The organism is Micromonospora sp. AMSO1212t, from assembly GCF_008868145.1.
Taxonomy (GTDB): domain Bacteria; phylum Actinomycetota; class Actinomycetes; order Mycobacteriales; family Micromonosporaceae; genus Micromonospora; species Micromonospora tulbaghiae.
Map to the genome: position 1 here is coordinate 69,074 of NZ_WBKS01000005.1, position 17,775 is coordinate 86,848.

Annotated in this window: 17 protein-coding genes and 2 tRNA genes; 9 read left to right on the top strand and 10 right to left on the bottom strand. The window is 70.6% G+C overall.

Features of this window, described 5'->3' with window-relative positions; genetic code table 11:
- Positions 1 to 5: 5 nt before the first annotated feature.
- On the bottom strand, positions 6 to 716 hold the full coding sequence (locus F8279_RS02715; protein ID WP_091413268.1) for a class I SAM-dependent methyltransferase: 711 nt from the start codon (positions 714 to 716) through the stop codon (positions 6 to 8).
- 208 nt (positions 717 to 924) lie between these two features.
- Here F8279_RS02715 and F8279_RS02720 point away from each other — a divergent pair, with 208 nt between their 5' ends.
- Positions 925 to 2,703: a hypothetical protein gene (locus tag F8279_RS02720; protein WP_091413266.1), complete on the top strand. Its 1,779-nt coding sequence runs from the start codon at positions 925 to 927 to the stop codon at positions 2,701 to 2,703.
- 4 nt (positions 2,704 to 2,707) lie between these two features.
- On the opposite strand, the gene F8279_RS02725 is transcribed toward F8279_RS02720, so the two are convergent.
- Positions 2,708 to 3,490: a hypothetical protein gene (locus F8279_RS02725; protein ID WP_091413264.1), complete on the bottom strand. Its 783-nt coding sequence runs from the start codon at positions 3,488 to 3,490 to the stop codon at positions 2,708 to 2,710.
- Positions 3,491 to 3,811: 321 nt separating this feature from the next.
- Between F8279_RS02725 and F8279_RS02730 the strand changes: the two genes are divergently transcribed.
- Positions 3,812 to 5,344 (top strand): peptide deformylase, encoded by a 1,533-nt coding sequence (locus F8279_RS02730; protein WP_091413261.1) that lies wholly within the window; start codon positions 3,812 to 3,814, stop codon positions 5,342 to 5,344.
- A 67-nt stretch (positions 5,345 to 5,411) separates the two neighbouring features.
- Here the strand turns inward: F8279_RS02730 and F8279_RS02735 are convergent, their stop codons facing one another.
- Positions 5,412 to 6,533, bottom strand: a complete 1,122-nt coding sequence (locus tag F8279_RS02735; RefSeq protein WP_151498971.1) for a globin domain-containing protein — start codon at positions 6,531 to 6,533, stop codon at positions 5,412 to 5,414.
- A 122-nt stretch (positions 6,534 to 6,655) separates the two neighbouring features.
- Here F8279_RS02735 and F8279_RS02740 point away from each other — a divergent pair, with 122 nt between their 5' ends.
- Positions 6,656 to 7,429: a CPBP family intramembrane glutamic endopeptidase gene (locus F8279_RS02740; protein ID WP_091413258.1), complete on the top strand. Its 774-nt coding sequence runs from the start codon at positions 6,656 to 6,658 to the stop codon at positions 7,427 to 7,429.
- Positions 7,430 to 7,459: 30 nt separating this feature from the next.
- Here the strand turns inward: F8279_RS02740 and F8279_RS30470 are convergent, their stop codons facing one another.
- Entirely contained in the window at positions 7,460 to 8,104 is a 645-nt protein-coding gene (locus tag F8279_RS30470; protein ID WP_225853090.1) for an EcsC family protein, read from the bottom strand.
- On the opposite strand from F8279_RS30470, the gene F8279_RS30475 reads away from it, so the two are divergent.
- The 3 genes from F8279_RS30475 to F8279_RS02755 all read left to right on the top strand — a co-directional run bounded on the left by F8279_RS30475 (position 8,105) and on the right by F8279_RS02755 (position 9,299).
- Complete coding sequence (locus tag F8279_RS30475) at positions 8,105 to 8,263, top strand: hypothetical protein (protein WP_225853091.1); 159 nt, start codon at positions 8,105 to 8,107, stop codon at positions 8,261 to 8,263.
- An 833-nt stretch (positions 8,264 to 9,096) separates the two neighbouring features.
- Positions 9,097 to 9,187 (top strand) — tRNA-Ser (locus F8279_RS02750).
- 36 nt (positions 9,188 to 9,223) lie between these two features.
- Positions 9,224 to 9,299: transfer RNA gene (locus F8279_RS02755), tRNA-Arg, on the top strand.
- 132 nt (positions 9,300 to 9,431) lie between these two features.
- Here F8279_RS02755 and F8279_RS02760 read toward each other — a convergent pair.
- The 5 genes from F8279_RS02760 to F8279_RS02780 all read right to left on the bottom strand — a co-directional run bounded on the left by F8279_RS02760 (position 9,432) and on the right by F8279_RS02780 (position 14,480).
- The gene (locus F8279_RS02760; protein ID WP_091413256.1) at positions 9,432 to 10,052 is read right to left on the bottom strand and encodes a response regulator transcription factor; all 621 of its coding nucleotides are present in this window, start codon (positions 10,050 to 10,052) and stop codon (positions 9,432 to 9,434) included.
- Complete coding sequence (locus F8279_RS02765) at positions 10,049 to 11,383, bottom strand: sensor histidine kinase (protein WP_225853096.1); 1,335 nt, start codon at positions 11,381 to 11,383, stop codon at positions 10,049 to 10,051. The genes F8279_RS02760 and F8279_RS02765 overlap by 4 nt, the downstream gene beginning before the upstream one ends.
- 6 nt (positions 11,384 to 11,389) lie before the next feature.
- A complete protein-coding gene (locus F8279_RS02770; protein ID WP_208576547.1) occupies positions 11,390 to 12,154 on the bottom strand; it encodes an ABC transporter permease in 765 nt (254 codons plus the stop codon).
- 3 nt (positions 12,155 to 12,157) lie between these two features.
- Complete coding sequence (locus F8279_RS02775; RefSeq protein WP_091413251.1) at positions 12,158 to 13,090, bottom strand: ABC transporter ATP-binding protein; 933 nt, start codon at positions 13,088 to 13,090, stop codon at positions 12,158 to 12,160.
- 145 nt (positions 13,091 to 13,235) lie between these two features.
- Complete coding sequence (locus tag F8279_RS02780) at positions 13,236 to 14,480, bottom strand: MFS transporter (RefSeq protein ID WP_091413243.1); 1,245 nt, start codon at positions 14,478 to 14,480, stop codon at positions 13,236 to 13,238.
- Positions 14,481 to 14,505: 25 nt separating this feature from the next.
- Between F8279_RS02780 and F8279_RS02785 the strand changes: the two genes are divergently transcribed.
- Together F8279_RS02785 and F8279_RS02790 are read left to right on the top strand one after the other, a co-directional pair.
- Positions 14,506 to 15,378 (top strand): winged helix-turn-helix transcriptional regulator, encoded by an 873-nt coding sequence (locus tag F8279_RS02785; protein ID WP_091415913.1) that lies wholly within the window; start codon positions 14,506 to 14,508, stop codon positions 15,376 to 15,378.
- 274 nt (positions 15,379 to 15,652) lie between these two features.
- A complete protein-coding gene (locus F8279_RS02790; RefSeq protein ID WP_091413241.1) occupies positions 15,653 to 16,717 on the top strand; it encodes a polysaccharide deacetylase family protein in 1,065 nt (354 codons plus the stop codon).
- Between the two features lie 160 nt (positions 16,718 to 16,877).
- Here F8279_RS02790 and F8279_RS02795 read toward each other — a convergent pair whose 3' ends face one another.
- Positions 16,878 to 17,288, bottom strand: coding sequence for a RidA family protein (locus F8279_RS02795; protein ID WP_091413239.1), 411 nt, complete (start codon positions 17,286 to 17,288; stop codon positions 16,878 to 16,880).
- Positions 17,289 to 17,366: 78 nt separating this feature from the next.
- Between F8279_RS02795 and F8279_RS02800 the strand changes: the two genes are divergently transcribed.
- A complete protein-coding gene (locus tag F8279_RS02800; protein ID WP_091413237.1) occupies positions 17,367 to 17,744 on the top strand; it encodes a helix-turn-helix domain-containing protein in 378 nt (125 codons plus the stop codon).
- The last annotated feature ends 31 nt before the right edge of the window (positions 17,745 to 17,775 follow it).

The window sequence follows — 17,775 nt, forward strand, 5'->3', positions numbered from 1 at the left end:
GGCCCTCAGGCCGGTACGCGGGCGACGGCGAAGACGGACTGGCCGAACGGCGGCCGGACGCGCTGCTCGGCGGCCTTGGTGACGGGCAGGACGAGGGTGTCGTACACCTTCACCATCGGGCCCTCCTTCGGCATCAGCCGGAAGACCTTGGTGGCCATGAAGTAGCCGATCAGGCCGAGCGCGTTGGCGTAGTGGATCCGCTCGACCGTGAGGCCCGCCTCGGTCATCGCCGCGGCGAGCGTCTTCTTCGTGTAGCGGCGGACGTGACCGGTGGCGATGTCGGCAGGGCTCATGGCGAACTGGAACGCCGGCACGATGATGACCACGGCGCCGCCGGGGCGGACCAGGTCCCGCATGCTGCGCAGCGCGCCCACGTGGTCGTCGATGTGCTCCAGCACGTTGTAGGAGACGGCGGCGCTGTAGTCGCCGCGCTCGTGGTGCGGGAGGAGCATCTGCCGGACCTCGACGCCCGGGTGGTCGGACAGCCGCTCCTTGAGCTGGACCAGCCGGTCCGGGTCGGCCTCGGTGGCGGTGATCCGGGGTACGTGCGCGGCCCAGGCCGAGGCGTAGTCGCCCAGGCCACTGCCGATCTCGATCGGGTTGTCACCGAGGTAGGGCACCGCCAGCTCGACGAACCACTGCCGGTGGTTGACAGCCGTCGCCAGGCCTTCGAGCACCTCGGACTGGACGCGCTGATCCCCAGTGATTTCTGCCATGCGTCGATTCCTCACGATATGACTGACCCGCGCCTGGACCGTCAGAGTCAACCATCTGGATGGCTGATGGGGAAATCAGGGGACGGAGAGGGGCCGAATTGTGATCCGGAGGGGTGCCTGTTCGGCGGTCGGCGAACTCGGCACATAGTACGTGATTCCCCGGAACATTGCACGTGCCCGTCATACCCTGACTACGCTCTGAAATGTCATGACTACTCCGGAAAGCAGCGCGAGTACGACGAAATCGGGGCAGGGTAGGCGGATCGACGCGCTCGCCGTGCTCAGCTTCGTGCTGCTCGCGTTCTGGGTGACCGTCCGGTTGTGGGTCGATCCACGCAATGGTGTCCGCGACAATCGTACCGATCAGGCGCAGTTCGAATGGATGATGGCGCACGGTGCGCGAGTCGTCACCGATTTCGCCTATCCGTTCACCTCGGACCGGATGAATGTGCCGGACGTCGTCAATTTGATGGCGAATACGTCCGTATTATCCGTATCCATACCCCTGGCCCCGATAACGCTCTGGGCTGGTCCCCGCTGGTCATTCCTGATTTTCCTCACGCTCGGGCTCGCTGCGACCGGAGTGTCCTGGTATTTCCTGCTCTCCCGGGTGGCCGTCGGAGCCCGTGGCCCGGCGTGGCTCGGCGCGGCCTTCTGCGCGTTCGCGCCGGCGATGATCTCGCACGCCAACTCGCACCCCAACATCGTCAGCCAGTACGTGGTGCCGCTGATCATCTGGCGGACGCTGCGCCTGGCCGAACCCGGCCGGTGGCTGCGCAACGGCGTCCTGCTCGGCCTCGTGATCGTCTGGCAGGCGTTCCTCAACCTGGAGATCCTGCTGATGACCGCCATCGGGCTCGGCGTGGTGGTGCTCGCGCTGGCGTTGGGGCGGCCCGCCCTGCGGTCGGCGGCACGCCCGTTCGCCGCCGGGCTCGGGGTGGCCGCGGTGGTAGCCGGGGTGCTGCTCGCGTACCCGCTCTGGGTCCAGTTCTTCGGCCCGGGCGCGTACAGCGGGCTCTCCACGCTGATCCGGGGCTACTCCACCGACCTCGCCGCGTACGTGGCCTGGTCGCGGGAGTCGGTCGCGGGCGACGCCCGGGGCAGCGAACCGCTCGTCAAGAACGCCACCGAGGAGAACGCGTTCTTCGGCTGGCCGCTGGTGATCCTGGTGGTCGCCCTGGTCTGGTGGCTGCGCCGCAACGCCGTGGTGCTCGGGCTCGCAGCGGTCGGGCTCGTGTTCGCCCTCTTCTCGCTCGGCCGGGAGATCCGCTACGACGGGCGGGACACCGGCATTCCCGGCCCCTGGGCCGCGCTGGAGAACCTGCCGGTCCTGCACTCGGTGGTGCCCACCCGCTGGTCGCTCGCGCTCACCCCGATCATCGGCGTGCTGCTCGCGCTCGGCGCCGACCGGGCCCGGCGGCTCGCCGTACGGCATCCGGACGCGCGCGACCAGATCAGGTTCGCCACGGTCACCGTGCTCGCGATGGCGCTGCTGCCGATCCTGCCCACTCCGCTGCCCGCGAAGCGCCTCGAACCGACCCCGGTGTTCGTCACCTCCGGCGCCTGGCGTCCCTACGTCGCCGACGGGCGGAGCATCGTCACGCTGCCGCTGCCCGACACCACGTACGCGGTCCCGCTGCGCTGGTCCGCCGAGACCCGGCTGGACATGCCGCTGGCCCGCGGCTACTTCCTCTATCCGGACACCCGCCCCGGCGGGGACCGGATCGCGCTGTTCACCGCGCCGCCGCGTCCCACGAGCACGTTCTTCGAGACGGTACGGCGCACCGACGCGGTGCCGCCGATCACGCCGCAGGACCGGGTGGCCGCCGTGGACGACCTGCGCTACTGGCGGGCCGGGGCGGTGATCCTCGACCCCCGGCTGCCGCAGGCCGAGGCGCTGCGCCGGGCGATGACGGAGCTGAGCGGGATCACGCCGAGGCGTACCGGCGGGGTGTGGTTGTGGGACGTCCGGCCGCTGGCCGGCTGAGCGGTCAGCCCTGGCGGACGCAGCAGCCCTGGCACACCTTGGGCCGGGGCAGCGTGAACGCCAGACAGCAGGTACGCCGCTGCACGGTCGGCTCGCCGGCCGGGCCGGGCACCAGCTCGACCAGGTCGCTCAGGTCCAGCGCGTCGAGCACCGTGCCGACGGCCGCCGTGGCCGAGCCGGGCAGCGCGTCCGAGGCGCGCAGGATGCCGTGCGCGATGCCGGAGGCAACCGAGCCGAGCAGCGTACGGGTGCCGATCCGGACCTCGCCCTGGATGGCGCCGATCAGCGGCGCGAAGTGGGCGTCGAGCAGGGAGGCGCGCAGAGCGCCGAGCAGCGCCGCCTCGTCCGGCACCACCGCCACTCCCGGAGCGCCGGCGAGTGCCAGCGGGTCGCCGGGCAGCACGGCCACCGGGGTCGAGGCGCGCAGTCCCAGCGTGAGTAGCTGGTGGTGGTCCTCGAAGTGCACGAGGACGTGGGCCGGGTCGAGCAGCGGCACCCGGCGGGCGGACGCCCAGCCGAGCACCGCGGGCAGCGCAGTCCAGTAGCTGTAGGACTTCCAGGCCAGCGCGGCGCAGGCGTGCGGGGTGCCGCCCCAGCGGCGGCCCGCGGCGGTCAGGAACTCGGCCAGCAGCGTGCCGTCGATCAGCCGGGTGGCAGGGGACCAGCGGTCCAGTTCGTCGTGGACCAGCAGGCCGGGTGCGAGCCCGGGCAGGTCGTCGGTGCCGAACATGGCGCGCAGGGTCGCGGTCACCGGGGCGAGCGGGGTGGCGGCGTCGCGCCCCGGCATCACCGCAGTCACCTGGCCGTCCCCTGTCCTGTCGCCCTGCGGTCGGCGCCTGCCGTCGACCCAAGCTAAGGCTAGCCTAACCACTCTCCCGGCGGGAGGGGAAGAGGTGCCGCGGCATTGCGGGGAGGCCCCCGTCACTGGCGCGTCGTCGCGTACTACCCGGCCCTGGAGACGGAAAACGCCGCCGGAGAACCGGCGGCGGACGGCGTAAGGATCGACGTACGCCGCTGAAAAGTCAAGGTGAGTGTCGAATACGAGGCAGTTTCCGTACACGTTCGGCCACCCAACGTGAAAATGGTCTTCCCGCGTACGAGGAAGCTGATGACGACCTCACCGATCGAGCGTGCCGCGGACTCGTTCGCGGCGGAACTCGCACGGCACCGGACCGGCCGAGGGCTGTCCAAGAAGCAGCTGGCGACACTGATGGGCTTCGACCCGTCCTACGTCAGCCACGTCGAAGGGCGCCGGCACCGGCCCACCGAGGACTTCGCCCGCCGGGCCGAGGCCGTCCTGGAGGCCAGCGGCGCGATCTGGCAGCGCTTCCGGGAGTACGACGAACTGCGGCACGGCCGGACCGGCACCGCCCACCGCGACCCGCCCGTACCCGGTCAGTGGCTTCCTCCCGGCACCGGCCTCGTGGTGGAACGGGAGGTGGCCACGCTCACCCACACCGGTGACGGCTACCACTGCGCGATCCGGCGGGAGCTGTACAACGCGGGCACCGAACCGGTCACCCGCTACCTGGTCCGGGTCGCCGTCGACCGCTTCCCCAACGACCCGGGCCGCTCCAACCGGCACCACCGGGAACACCCGCTCACCTTCGCCGAGCTGCAACTCACCGCGTACCGGGACGACGGCAACGGACACGAGCCGATGCACTGGCGGGCCAAGCACGACCGGGACGCGTTCAAGGAGATCTGGCTGCTGTTCGAGAACGACGAGGGACGCTTCCCGCTCTACCCCGGCGACCGGGTCATCATCGAGTACGCGTACCGCGTCGGCCGGGACAAGTGGGGCCCCTGGTTCCAGCGGGCCGTACGCCTGCCCACCCGGCACCTGGCGGTGCGGCTCGACCTGCCCGCGGACCTCGACCCCAAGGTGTGGGGCGCGGAGACCTCGCTGTCGGCGGAGGAGGGGCCGCTGCGTACCCCGATCCAGCGTTCGGTGGACGGCGGCCGGGTGGTCTTCGACTGGGGGACCGACGACCCGCCGCTGAACGCCCGATACCGAATGCAGTGGCGGTTCCGCAGCCCCGAGCCGGACGCCGAACCGGACAGCGCGCCCAACGGCGACGCCCGGGTGCGGGCCGGCGACCGGATGCGGGCCGTGGGAATCGTGCAGCGCGGCGACGACCTGCTGCGGCAGCGGGCCCGCCAGTTCGACCTGCCGGCCGACGAACAGCACGCCCGGCAGGTGATCGACCGGCTCGCCGGGATGCTGGTCCGCCTGGACGAGCTGCACCCGTTCAGCAAGGGCGTCGGCCTCGCCGCGCCCCAGCTCGGCATCGGCTGGTCCGCCGCGCTGGTGCGCCCGGCCGACCGGGCCGCCGACCCGGTGGTGCTGCTCAACCCCCGGGTGGTGGACGCCGCCGCCGAGACCGACGAGCAGTACGAGGGGTGCCTCTCCTTCTTCGACCACCGCGGCCTGGTGCCCCGGCCGCTGCGCATCGACGTGGAACACGCCCTCTGGGACGGCAGCCGGGTGATCACGTCCTACGAGTACGCGATGGCGCGGCTGGTCGCGCACGAGATCGACCACCTGGAGGGGCGGCTCTACGTCGACCGGATGGCACCCGGCGTGCCGCTGGTGCCAGTGGAGGAGTACCGCGAGACCGGCACCCCGTGGCGTTACTGAGAAACGGGGGGCCGGGTCGCGTGCCCCAGGGGGCGGGGGCACGCGACCCGGCTCGGGGGGAGCAAGGTCAGAGGTTGCCGAACGTGTCGTACCGGATGTGGTCCGGCGGGACGTCGTCGGCGGCGAGCGCCCGCAGGGTGGCCCGGACCATCGCGGCCGAGCCGGAGACGTAGCAGTCGTGCGTGGTCCACGGGCCGTACCGGGTGACCACCTCGGAGACGTCACCGAGTTCGCCGCCGAAGTCCGGGTCCTCGCTGCACGCCGGCGTCACCGACAACCACGGGTGGGAGGCCACCAGCTCCTCCAGGCCGGGCAGCCCGTACAGCTCGTCCGGGCGGCGCGCGCCGTAGAAGACGTGCACCCAGCGGGTCCGGTTGACCCGGGTCAGCTCCTCCACCAGCGCCTTGATCGGCGCCAGGCCGACCCCGCCGGCCACGCAGAGGACGTCCCGGGTGGACTCCGGGTCCAACGTCATCGACCCCATCGGCGCGGCCACCCGCAGCAGGTCACCCGGCTTGGTACGGCGCACCAGCGCGCCGGACACCCAGCCCGCCGCGCCGGGCGGCGTGCGGACGTGGAACTCCAGCACGTTCTCCTCGTTCGGCGCGTTCGCCACCGAGTACGTCCGCCACACCCGCGGGTGGTAGCGCGGCACCTCCACGCTCACGTACTGCCCGGCCCGCCAGGGCAGCGGATCCTGGAGCGCACGTACGGTCAGCACCGCCGTGTCCGGGCCGTGCCGCTCGTGCGTCAGCACCTCGGCGTGCCAGAACGGGGGGTTCTCGTCCGCCTCCGCGCCGGCCAGCATCCGCTCGCTGATGCCGGCGTACGCCTCCCGCCACGCCTGGTCGTACTCCAGGTTCCAGCCGTCCCCGGCGGTGCTGCGCAGCGCGTCGAGCAGCGCGACGCCCATCGTCGCGTAGTGCTCGGCCGCCACGTGGTACTTGCGGTGGTCCCGGCCCAGCGCCCGCAGGTACTCGTCGAAGCTCTCCGGGTCGCCCACCGTCTGGGTGGCGGTGACGATCGCCTCCAGGATGCGGTCACCCTGGCCGTTCATCTGCACCGGGAAGAGCTTGCGCAGCTCCGGGTCGAGGAGGAACAGCCGGGCGTAGAAGTGACCGCTGAGCCGCTCCCGGTTCTCCTCGACCAGGGTCCAGCTCTCCTTCAGCAGCCGCGCGAAGTTCTCCACAGGGGCACGCTCCTTCTCCGTACGGGCGGATCGGCCCCCATAGAATGTCCACGGAGCGTGTACGCCGGTCGCACAGACTGTGCGACCGTCCGGCCCGGTCGCCGAAGTGCTTTCATGGTCCGGTGACGGTTGACGAGCTGGCCCGCCCGGTCTCCCGCCGGATGCTGGGCACCGAGACGCTGCTCGTGCTCGGTCTGTCCCTCGGCCAGTCGGCCGTGTACGCACTCGTCTCGCTGATCGCCAAGCTGACCGCGACCGGTGGACTGTCCAAGCAGACCGCCGCCCTGAACACCTCCGCGTCGGCCCGGCCGTACCTCGACCTCACGTACCAGCTGCTCGGGATCGTCTTCGCGCTGCTGCCGGTGCTGCTCGCCGTACACCTGCTGGCGCGCGACCCCGGCGACCCGGCACGGACGCTCGGCGTCGACTTCCGCCGGCCCGCCTCCGACCTGGCCCGGGGCGCGGGCCTGACCGCGCTCATCGGCCTGCCCGGGCTGGCGCTGTTCTGGGCGGCGGCGCAGCTCGGCATCAACGCCACGCTGGTCCCGGCCGCGCTGCCGGACCTCTGGTGGACGGTGCCGGTGCTGATCCTCGCCGCCGTGCAGAACGCCGTGCTGGAGGAGGTGATCGTGGTCGGCTACCTGATCACCCGGCTCCGGCAGCTCAACTGGCGGATCGGCGCGGTGCTCGCCACGAGCGCGCTGCTGCGCGGCTCCTACCACCTCTACCAGGGCTTCGGCGCGTTCGTCGGCAACGCCGTCATGGGCGTCATCTTCGGGCTGTTCTACCTGCGTACCCGCCGGGTCGCCCCGCTGATCGTCGCGCACACGCTGCTCGACATCTTCGCGTTCGTCGGCTACGCGATGCTGCCGAAGTCCTGGTTCGACTGGCTCTAGGTCGTCGCCACCTCACCGTCCTGCCGCCGGTCAGGCGCGGCGTGGCCGGTATCGGGCGACCGCCCGCGCGGCCACCCGCTCCGCAGTCGCCGTACCGCCGGTCGCGGCCGCCAGCGCCGCCGCCCCCGGCAGCAACCGCGCCGCCAACCGCAGCCCGAGCCAGCCGCCCGCCTGCGCGGCCACCGGCGTGGCCAGCCGCCAGGCCGCCTCCGCCACCCGACCCCACGGACCCTCCGCCGGAGCATCAGCCGCCCGAGCCGCCGCCAGCGCCGCCCGCGCGGTGCCGTCGTCCGGGTGCACCAACGTGAGCACCAGCAGCTCGGCCGCCCGATCCGGGTGCGCCGGATCCCGCCCGTACGCCGCCGCCAGATGCAGCACCAGGTTCGCCTGCGTCCAGAGCACCGCCGCCAGCTCCGCGACGGGCGCGAACAGCCCGGCACCCGCCGCCAGCGCCCCACCCGTACCGGCCATCCGGACGAACCGCCGCGTCGCCAGCCGGGCCACCCCGTCGGCGTCCGCCTCCGGGTAGGCCCGCCGGACCTGCTCCACCCAGTCCCGGGCGCGCGGCCCGAGCACGTCGACCGCCGCCAGGGCCAGCAGCTCCGGCGCGAACCCGGGGTGGTCGCGCAGCTGCGGCCCCACCGCCCGCCAGCCCTTTTCCGGGGTACGCGCCACGTGCTGGACGTCGACGGTGGCTGGCGGGGTCTCGGTCTCGTCGTGCGGCTGCTCTTCTTCCGGCCGGTCCAGGGCGGGCGGTTCGATCTTCCGGCTCTCGTCGGCTGCGGATTGGTCGACGGACAGGGCTTGACCGCCGGCTGCGGGTTCGGCGGCTGACGCCGCTGGCTGCGGTGCCGGAGTGGCTATGGTGGCCGTGGCCGCCGCGGAGGACTCCGTAGTCGTGGGCGTCTTGGCGCTCTTGGTGGTCCGGGCTCCTCTCGCTGGCGTGGGGCCGGGCTTCTCCGCGGTGACCGCGTCGGTCCCGCCGGGCTCCTGCCCGGACGCGGCGGCTTCCGGCTCGGCCGGTGCCTCGGGTGCCACCTGCTTCGGAAGGGTCGCCTTCCGGGCGGCCTTCCTGACTGCGGGAGAGGCCTTCTTCGGGGCGACCTTCTTCGCGGCGGGTGCACGGCGGGTCCGCTTCGGCGTCTCGTCCCCGCCCGGAGGTTCGGCGGGCACCGACTCCTCGGCCGGACGGCGTGATTGCGCGGCCGGCTTGTCCGGAGGCGTACTCGTGCCGGCCTCGGCGGGCACGGGGTCGGGCTGTGCAGCGGGAGGCGTACCCGGATCGTTTGTCGGAGGCTCGGCGGCCGGACGGGGACGCGGCGTCGGCGCTGCGGCGTCGGTCGGTGTCGGCGGCTGGAAGACGACTGTGGGCGGCGACCGGCGCGGACGCCGGGATGCCGGCGTGTCGCTCGTCGCGTTCTCCGCGGCGGGATCCGGTGTCGGTGGGTTGAACGTCGGTCGTGGGGAGCGGCTCCGCCGGGCCTTGGCTGCGGGCTCGCGACGGGGCGGATCGCTCGGCGGCTGCTCCTGCATATCGATGGAGCGTAGCCGTGGACGTGATCTGGCACACGACGGAAACGCGGTCACGGGGGCCGGTCCCGGTATCCGCTTTGCCCCGGGCGGGTGCGGGCCTGTATCCTCGGGCGCGGTGACCTCGGGGTCACCAGGGAGACTTCGCCTAGTCTGGTCTATGGCGCCGCACTGCTAATGCGGTTGGGGTCTTAAAGCCCCTCCCGGGTTCGAATCCCGGAGTCTCCGCGCGAAAGCCGGTTGTGTAGACTGGCCGAGCACCAGGCGCCCGTAGCTCAACGGATAGAGCATCTGACTACGGATCAGAAGGTTAGGGGTTCGAGTCCCTTCGGGCGCACCAAAGATCAAGGCCGTGACCTGCGGAAACAAGGGTCACGGCCTTTTTCTTTCCCATTTTCGACTCCGAGTCGTCGTCCATCCCGATCTGGATGCCGCTCGCGACGATCCTGCCGTGCGGCGGCCGGCGGCGGCCTCAGGTGAGCAGGCGACGACGGTAACCCTCGGCAACCGCCGACGCTCGATCACGTACCCCGAGTTTGTCGTAGATGTGCTGGAGATGGGTCTTGATGCTTGCTTCGCCGATGAACAACGCCTTGGCGGCGTCGCGATTCGAGTTGCCGTTCGCGACCAGTTGCAGCACCTGCTTCTCCCGATCGGTCAGTGTGCCGGCGCTGGGCCGCCGTATCTGCCCCATGAGGTGCTGCGTCACCGACGGCGCGAGCACCGACTCGCCGCGCGCGGCCGCCCGGACCGCCCGCATCAGCTCGTCCGGCAGAGCGTCCTTCAGGAGGTAGCCGATCGCGCCCGCCTCGATCGCCGGCAGGACGTCGCTTTCGCTGTCGAAAGTCGTCAGGACCAACACCCGGACGTCCGGGGTCCGCTCACGGAGGGTAGCGGTCGCGGCGACACCGTCCAGCACGGGCATCCGCAGGTCCATGAGCACGACATCGGGCACCAGCGCCGTCGCCCGCTCGATGCCCTCGGCACCGTCGCCGGCCTCGCCGACCACGACGATGTCCTCGGCGTACGCGAAGGTGTCACGCAGGCCACCCCGCACGATCGGATGGTCGTCGACGATCAACAGCCGGATCATCGGTCGGTCTCCTCCTTCGTTGCGGCACCCGCGGGGGTGATCGCCGGAACGCGCGCACTGACGGACGTCCCTTCACCCGGTGCGCTCTGCACCTCCACGTGGCCGCCGACGCCCCTGATGCGCTGCCGCATGCTGGTCAGGCCGAATCCGGTGCCGGTCGCTGTCGTGAACCCGCGTCCGTCGTCACGCACGTCGAGCAGCACCTCGGTGCCCGTGTAGGACAACGTGACACCGACGCGGGAGGCCGCGGCGTGCTTCGCCACGTTGGTCAGGGATTCCTGCGCGACGCGGAAGAGTGACACCTCGATGGCAGGGCTCAGCGGCTCGATGTCGCCGGTGACCTCCAGATGTGCTCGCGTCCCCTCGTCCCGTGACCAGCGCTCGGTGAGTGTGCGGAGCGCGTCGGGCAGGTGAGCCCGGGCGAGATCCTGTGGAGCGAGCGCCCGCACGGAACGCCGGGCCTCGGTGAGGCTGCTGCGCGCGAGCTGGAGCGCGCGGGTGACGTGCTCCTGCGTCTCGCCCCGCACACTTGCGGACCGCTGGGCGGCCTGCAGTTGAGTGATGATGCCGGTGAGGCCCTGCGCCAGGGTGTCGTGGATCTCACCGGCCAGTCGCTGCCGTTCGTCCTGGGCGCCGGACTCCCGGGCCTGGACGACCAGTTGGGCGTGGAGCCCGGCGTTCTCGTGCAGCGCCGCCTCGAGTCGCTCGACGAGTCTCTCCCGCTTGCGTTCCTCCGGCTCGCTGCGCGCGGTGAGCAGGATGCCCGCCCCGATCGCCGCGGTCTGCACGGCGACGATCAGGATGAACTGCGCGAGAGCCTCCGGGGCGGGGTCCGCCCACACTCCCATCGCCGACCCGTTGAGGGCAACGGAGGTGGCCAGGACTCCGAGCACCCCCACCGGCCATGGCTTGAGCAGGTAGGCGTGGAAGAAGCCCGCGATGGTGAAGACGAGGAAGATGTCGGAGTACGTCATGAGGGTGACGCACAGAGCGAGCAGTCCGACGACGTAGACGGCCATCGGCATCCGCCGCAGCCTTCTCCTCCTGATGGGCCGTGTGTGCCCGAACAGCACCCACAGCACCGCGACCATGACCAGCGCGAGCACGGATGCCCCCTCCGGCCAGAAACGTTCACCGGAGGTCGGCAGCACCCACGCGAAGTAGATCGCCGTCGAGATCGTCAACAGCAGCCACGGTGTGAACAGATGCAGCAGGTCCCAGACCCGCAGCTGCTCCTCTTTCCAGGCCAGCCGGGAGCGATTGGCGATCTCTGCCTCTTCCGCGACGGCGGAGGGATGCGTAGGGGAGCCGGCCCCGGCAACTCGGGTCATCGTCACCTATTCCCAGCGGAAGAGCTTCGCGGCGACCGAGCTCAGGATCACTGCGATGCCCGCCATTATGGCAATCTGCAGCCAGAAGGGCTGCCCACCCGCGGTGGCGGTGATCTCGCCCGCTTCGGCGGACCATGCCGCGGTGAGAGCCTGCAGACCGGGCGGGACGAACTGGCCGGCCTCGCGCAGCAGGTCGGGCATGAGGGTCCGGGGCAGGAAGGCCCCGCCGAAGAACATCAGCGCCACGAACAGCAGGGTGCCGATCTGGTTCGCGGCACTGCTCGTGCGGACCACCGCCGCGGAGATCATGCCGAGCCCGAGCAGAGCCGCATACCCGACGAGGAAGGCGACCGCGAGCTCCACGGGCCGCGCGGGCGGCGCGATGTCCAGCACCGCCCACCCGGCGAAGATCATGAGTGCCGCGGAGACGACCACCGAGGCGAACGCGACGATCATCTGCGCGAGCAGGATGGTGCGTGGATGCGCGGGCGTGGTCGACACCCTGCGCAGGATGCCGCGCTCCCGATACGTCGTGATCACCGCCGGGACGTGCTGCACGGCGATCATCACCATCGCGAACACCAGTGCGGTCGGCGCCCAGATGTCGATGGGCCGGAGCCCGCCGGTCTCCGGCGACGACTCCCGCAGCGCCGGGACGGCACCCAGCCCGAGCAGCAACCCGGTCGGGAACAGCACCCCGAAGAGGACGGTGGCGGAGTCACGCAGCAGGAGTTTCGCCTCAATTTTGATCATGTTCGTGAGAGCAGGCACGAGTCAGCCCTCCTTCCGGAACGGTCCTGGAGATTGCGGGGCGCGACCGGTGAAGGCCACGAACGCGTCGTCGAGGTTGCGCCGGTCGAGGCGCAGATCCTCCGCCACGACCTGCGCCCGGGCCAGAGCCCCTGCGACGCTGCTCAGCAGCTGCCCACTGCCGGTGACCAGCCAACGGTCATCGGTGATCGCGACATCGGTCACGTCGCGAAGCTCGGTCAGGACCCTCTTGTCGAGCGGCTGCCGCACCCGGAACCGCACCTGCTGCACCGTGCTCGCCTGCGCTATCAGTCCGGCCGGCGTGTCCACTGCGGCAACCCGGCCACCATGAATCACGGCGACCCGGTCGCTGAGGCGCTCCGCCTCGTCCATGAAGTGCGTGACGAGAAGGATCGTGACGCCCGTGTCCCGAACCCGCTCGATGAGGCTCCAGGTGTCGCGCCTGGCCTGCGGGTCCAGTCCCGTCGTGAGCTCGTCGAGAATCGCGACCTTCGGGTTGCCGACCAGCGCCAGCGCGATCGAAAGCCGCTGCTTCTGCCCGCCCGAGAGCGCCTTGTACCGCGTGTGGCGCTTCTCGGTGAGACCCAGGAGCTCCATGAGCTCGCGCCAATCGGCGGGTTTGCGGTAGAAGGAGCTGTAGAGCTCGAGCGCTTCGGCGACCTTGATCGCGTCGGGGAAGCTGCTCTCCTGCAGCTGCACGCCGAGTCGTTCACGTACCTGCGCCCGGTCCTTGATCGGGTCGAGACCCAGCACGGAGATCGTTCCCGAGTCAGGTGTTCGCAAACCGGCGATGCACTCGACGGTTGTCGTCTTGCCGGCGCCGTTGGATCCGATGATGCCGAAGATCTCCCCCTCTTCAACGGTGAAGGAGACGTCGTTGACGGCAACCTGCTGGCCGTAGCGCTTGTGCAGATGTCGTACCTCTAGCGCGGTCATGCCGCGAAGTTACGGCCGCACCGCACCCCGCCACGTCGACCGTCGCGTCGAAGCTCGGGTTGATTCCCGCCTCCACCGATTGGTGGATCTACGGACCTTCGTCGGGTGATCCCACCGCGGTGTGAGGGTCCGGGTGCGTGTCCTGCTACCGGCTCGGCGCCCGGGCTTCGGTGGGTGTCGGTGCGTCGAGTGGCAGGTCGCGCAGCCGGCGGATCGGTGTCGAGAGATAGATGATCGGGGACAGCACGGTAAGCGCACCGAAGATCAACAAGGTGGTGCGGGCCCCGAGCGGTCCGGCTAGCACGCCGGCGAGAAGGCTGCCGAGCGGGATGGCACCCCAGGAGACGAACTTGACCGTGGCGATCACGCGGGACAGGAGTTCCGGCGGGCTGGCGAGCATCCGGTAGGTGCGGGTGGTCACGCTGAGCACCACCGAGGAGACGGCGAGAATGATGGTGCCGGCGGCGAAGGCGAGGTAGCCGGCGGCGCCGGTGCCGAGCGGAATGATGAGCGCGCCGGGCACGCTGGCGAATGCCGCGATGATCAGACCCCGGGCGGTGCCGAACCGGTCGGTGAACCGGGTGGTCAGCGCGGCGCCGAGGAGAGCGCCGAGGCCGTCGGCGGCGAGCAGCAGGCCGACCATGACCGGCGGCGCGCCCAGCTCGCGGACCAGGTAGTAGGGGAAGAGGGCCAGCATCGCCCCGCTGACGAAGTTCGTGGCGGTGGCGTCCCACATGGCCGGGCCGATGATCGGGTGCCGGAGCACGAAGTGCCAGCCCTCGCGGATCATCCGGACCATCGGTGGCCGGTCGGCCGGGCGCTGCACCCGCCGGGCGGGAAGGGTGCGCAGCAGCACCGCGGACATCAGGTAGCTGAGGGCGTCCACGAACAGCGTCGGCACCGCGCCCAGCACCTGGACCGCGAGCCCGCCCAGGGACGGCCCGCCGAGCTGGGTGGCGGCATGCGTGCCGGAGTTGAGGCTGTTGCGCGCCTGCAACTGCGCGGCCGGCACGATCTCCGGCAGGAAGGTCTGGTTCGCCACGTCGAACAGCACGTTTGCGAAGCTCACGGCCAGGGCGACCGCGACCAGTTGGGCCACCGTCAGGACGTCGAACCACCAGGCCAGAGGGATGGAGACGACCGCGAGGGCGCGGACCAGGTCCAGGGTGACCTGCATGCCGCGCAGCGGCGTCCGCTGCACCACCACGCCCGCCGGGAGGCTGATCAACAGGTACGCGAGGTAGCTGGCCGCCGTGATCAGGCCCATCTCGAAGGCCGAGGCGTCCAGCACGGTCAGCGCGGTCAGGGGCAGGGCCACCCCGCCGACGGCCGAGCCGAGGTGACTGGTCGTGCCGGCGAGCCACCAGCGCCAGAACGTAGTCAGTTCCATAGTGGAACGCACTATACTGATGATCATGAAAAGAGTCGACCTCGCCGACGCCGATTGCGGCATCGCACAATCCCTCGGCGTGCTGACCGACTGGTGGACCTTTCTGCTCGTCCGCGACATCGCCGGCGGGGTGACCCGCTTCGATCGCCTGCAACAAGGGCTCGGGATGAGCCGCCGCGCACTGACCGAGCGCCTCGCCGCCCTCGTCGAGCACGGCGTGCTGCGCCGGCAGCGCTACACCGACCGCCCGCCGCGCTACGACTACCTGCTCACCGCAAAGGGCGAGGGCCTGCTGCCGGTGCTGATCGCGCTCCAGGAGTGGGGCGACCGGTACCTGCTCGGCGACGGTTCGCTCACCGCCACCGCGACGGCCGCGTCGGCGGAGGCGCGCCGGGTCCACGCCCTCGTCGGGCGCCGGCTGCCCGAACTGACTCTGGTACGCCACGATGGCGTTCCCGTGCCACCGACCACACCCGACGCCTGGACGGTGCTCTACTGCTTCCCAGGCGCGTTCGCGCCCGGCACCCCCGACCCGCCGCCGCACTGGGCGGACATCCCGGGCGCTCTCGGCTGCACCCTCGAATCCACCACCTACGCCGCTCGGGCTACCGACTTTGCCGCCGCAGGCGCCCGCATCCGCGGGGTCAGCACCCAGCCACCGGATCAACTCGCCGCCTTCGCCGCGTACGCCGGGCTGCCGTTTCCGCTGCTGTCCGACGCCGACGGGCGGCTCGCCGCGGCGCTGCTGCTGCCCACCTTCCGCGCCGCGGGCACCGACCGGCTCAAGCGCACCACCCTGCTGCTCGACCCGACCAGCACGGTACGCGCCGTCCAGTTTCCGGTGACCGATCCCGTCGGCTCGGTCGGCGAGATGCTGCACCTGATCCGGGAGCGCTGATCGAGAGGTCCCAGCGGGCAATCGTCTACACCGACTTCACCGACGAGCTGGGCGTGCCCGCGGTCGTCGCGCTGGACGACATCAAGATCGGCACGGACTTCGAGTGGTTCCGCGCCAAGGTCGCGAGCGACCAGCCGATCCTTTCCGGAAAATTTCCGGAAAATCGTTGACGTGTTCGAAACGCCGCTGCAATACTCCGAACGCGTCGACATCAACTCTGGTCGATTGAATCCATGCGTCGTCAGGTGTCACCAGTCCCAAGGAGGACCTGCGCATGTATGCCAGCATCGGCGGCTCCCGCCGCCCGTCCGCCCCCCGAACATCGCGTCTCACCCGGTTGGCCGTGCTTGCCTCCACCGTGGCGCTCAGTGCCGCCGGTCTCGCGGTCGCCGCCACTCCGTCCAGCGCCGCCACCTGCAACGGGTACGTCGGCCTCACCTTCGACGACGGGCCGACCGGCAGCACCAGCGCACTGCTGTCCGTGCTGCGCGCGAACGGCGTACGGGCGACCATGTTCAACGTCGGGCAGAACGTGCAGAGCAACCAGTCCGCCGCGCGGGCCCAGGTCGACGCGGGCATGTGGGTGGCCAACCACAGTTGGAACCACGCGCACATGACCTCGATGAACCAGAGCCAGATGCAGTCGGACCTCTCCCAGACCAACTCGGCGATCCAGTCGGCGACCGGCGTCCGGCCGCAGTTGTTCCGCCCGCCCTACGGGGAGACCAACTCGACCCTCCAGTCGGTCGCGTCGTCGCTCGGCCTGCGCCAGGTGATCTGGGACGTCGACTCCCAGGACTGGAACGGCGCCAGCGTCAGCCAGATCGTCTCCAATGCCGGCCGTCTCCAGGACGGCCAGGTGATCCTGATGCACGACGGCATCCAGAACACCCGGGACGCGATTCCGCAGATCATGGCCAACCTGAGCAGCCGCAACCTCTGTCCGGGCATGATCTCACCGAGCACCGGCCGAGCGGTGGCCCCGGACGGCACTGCGCCGCCGACCACTCCGCCGCCGACCGGCACGCCGACCACTCCGCCGCCGACCACTCCGCCTCCCACCGGCGGGTGCACGGCGACGGCGACGATCCCCAACGTCTGGGGTGACCGGTACAACACCTCGGTGACGGTTCAGGGAGCCAGCAACTGGACCGTGGTCGTGGCTCTGACCCCGCCGCAGCGGGTCTCCACCACCTGGAACGGCTCCCCCAGTTGGGACAGCACCGGTTACGTGATGACGATGCGGTCCAACGGCAGCGGCAACACCTTCGGCTTCACCACGATGATGAACGGCAACAGCAGCGCCAGACCTCAGATCCGTTCCTGCACCACGGGCTGATCCCGGTGGCCCACCCAGGCCACCGAAAACGGCTCAGGTGGGTGTGGTCGACCAGGTGTCCCTACGGTTCAGCTCAACTGACCCTGGACCGTAGGGGCACCCCGGCCGAGGCTGATCGACTGCCTCTCTGCTCGACCGGGTTTCCGGAGCAAGAAGGTGCTCACTGCGCGATCGCGGTCGCCTCCAGTTCCACCAGCACATCGGGCTCGAACAGGTGGTCGACCCCGATCAGCGACGCCGGCGGAAGCGGCCACGGCAGGCCGAGTTCCTCGGCGACCGACTCGATGCCGGTCATGAACGGCCCGATCTTCTCGGGCGCCCAGTCGGTGACGTAGAAGGTCAACCGGACCACGTCCTCGAACGAGGCGTCGGCGCCGGCGAGCGCCCGGCCGGTGTTGCGCAGTACCTGCGCGACCTGCCCGGCCAGGTCCCCGGGCGCGACAGGCGAGCCGTCGCCCAACCGCGCGACCTGGCCACTGATGTGGATGTGGCGCGATCCGGTGGCGACCGCCACGTGGTGGTACGGCGTGTTCGGCTGAAGACCGTCAGGGCTGAAGCGGGTGACAGACATCGTTTCTCCTCCGCAGGACAACTTAGGTTTACTATTGATACCTAGTTGACGAAGGACACTTCAAGGAGACCTGGTTTCATGAGCGATACCGCGAGCCCCGGTGCCGTCGAGCTGCGCATCGACGCGCCGCATCGAGAGCTGCTCGATCAGGTGCTGGACAAGTGGTCGCTGAGCGTCCTGAACGAGCTGTGCGAGCGCCCGTGCCGCTTCAACGAGCTGCGCCGCGCGATCCCGGCGGTCACGCAGAAGTCGCTCACGGCGACCCTGCGACGGCTCGAACGCAACGGCATCGTCGAACGCCACGTCGTGGCGACCCGCCCGGTTGCGGTGGAGTATCGGATCACCCCGCTGGGCAAGACCCTGCGTGCTCCGGTCGACGTCCTGCTCGAATGGGCCGAGGCGCACATGGGGCAGATCGAGCGCGCCCGCAGGGCGTTCGACGACGAGCTGGAGTGACAACCGGGGCGGCACCACGGTCCGCCCCGGA

What these genes read in the sequence shown, in the direction of transcription:
- F8279_RS02785 (WP_091415913.1), top strand. Translation starts at nt 14,506, where the DNA reads ATGAAAAGAGTCGACCTCGCCGACGCCGATTGCGGCATCGCACAATCC.
- F8279_RS02760 (WP_091413256.1), bottom strand. Translation starts at nt 10,052, where the DNA reads ATGATCCGGCTGTTGATCGTCGACGACCATCCGATCGTGCGGGGTGGC.
- F8279_RS02720 (WP_091413266.1), top strand. Translation starts at nt 925, where the DNA reads ATGACTACTCCGGAAAGCAGCGCGAGTACGACGAAATCGGGGCAGGGT.
- F8279_RS02780 (WP_091413243.1), bottom strand. Translation starts at nt 14,480, where the DNA reads ATGGAACTGACTACGTTCTGGCGCTGGTGGCTCGCCGGCACGACCAGT.
- F8279_RS02800 (WP_091413237.1), top strand. Translation starts at nt 17,367, where the DNA reads ATGAGCGATACCGCGAGCCCCGGTGCCGTCGAGCTGCGCATCGACGCG.
- F8279_RS02725 (WP_091413264.1), bottom strand. Translation starts at nt 3,490, where the DNA reads ATGCCGGGGCGCGACGCCGCCACCCCGCTCGCCCCGGTGACCGCGACC.
- F8279_RS02790 (WP_091413241.1), top strand. Translation starts at nt 15,653, where the DNA reads ATGTATGCCAGCATCGGCGGCTCCCGCCGCCCGTCCGCCCCCCGAACA.
- F8279_RS02715 (WP_091413268.1), bottom strand. Translation starts at nt 716, where the DNA reads ATGGCAGAAATCACTGGGGATCAGCGCGTCCAGTCCGAGGTGCTCGAA.
- F8279_RS02765 (WP_225853096.1), bottom strand. Translation starts at nt 11,383, where the DNA reads ATGACCCGAGTTGCCGGGGCCGGCTCCCCTACGCATCCCTCCGCCGTC.
- F8279_RS02795 (WP_091413239.1), bottom strand. Translation starts at nt 17,288, where the DNA reads ATGTCTGTCACCCGCTTCAGCCCTGACGGTCTTCAGCCGAACACGCCG.
- F8279_RS02775 (WP_091413251.1), bottom strand. Translation starts at nt 13,090, where the DNA reads ATGACCGCGCTAGAGGTACGACATCTGCACAAGCGCTACGGCCAGCAG.
- F8279_RS02730 (WP_091413261.1), top strand. Translation starts at nt 3,812, where the DNA reads ATGACGACCTCACCGATCGAGCGTGCCGCGGACTCGTTCGCGGCGGAA.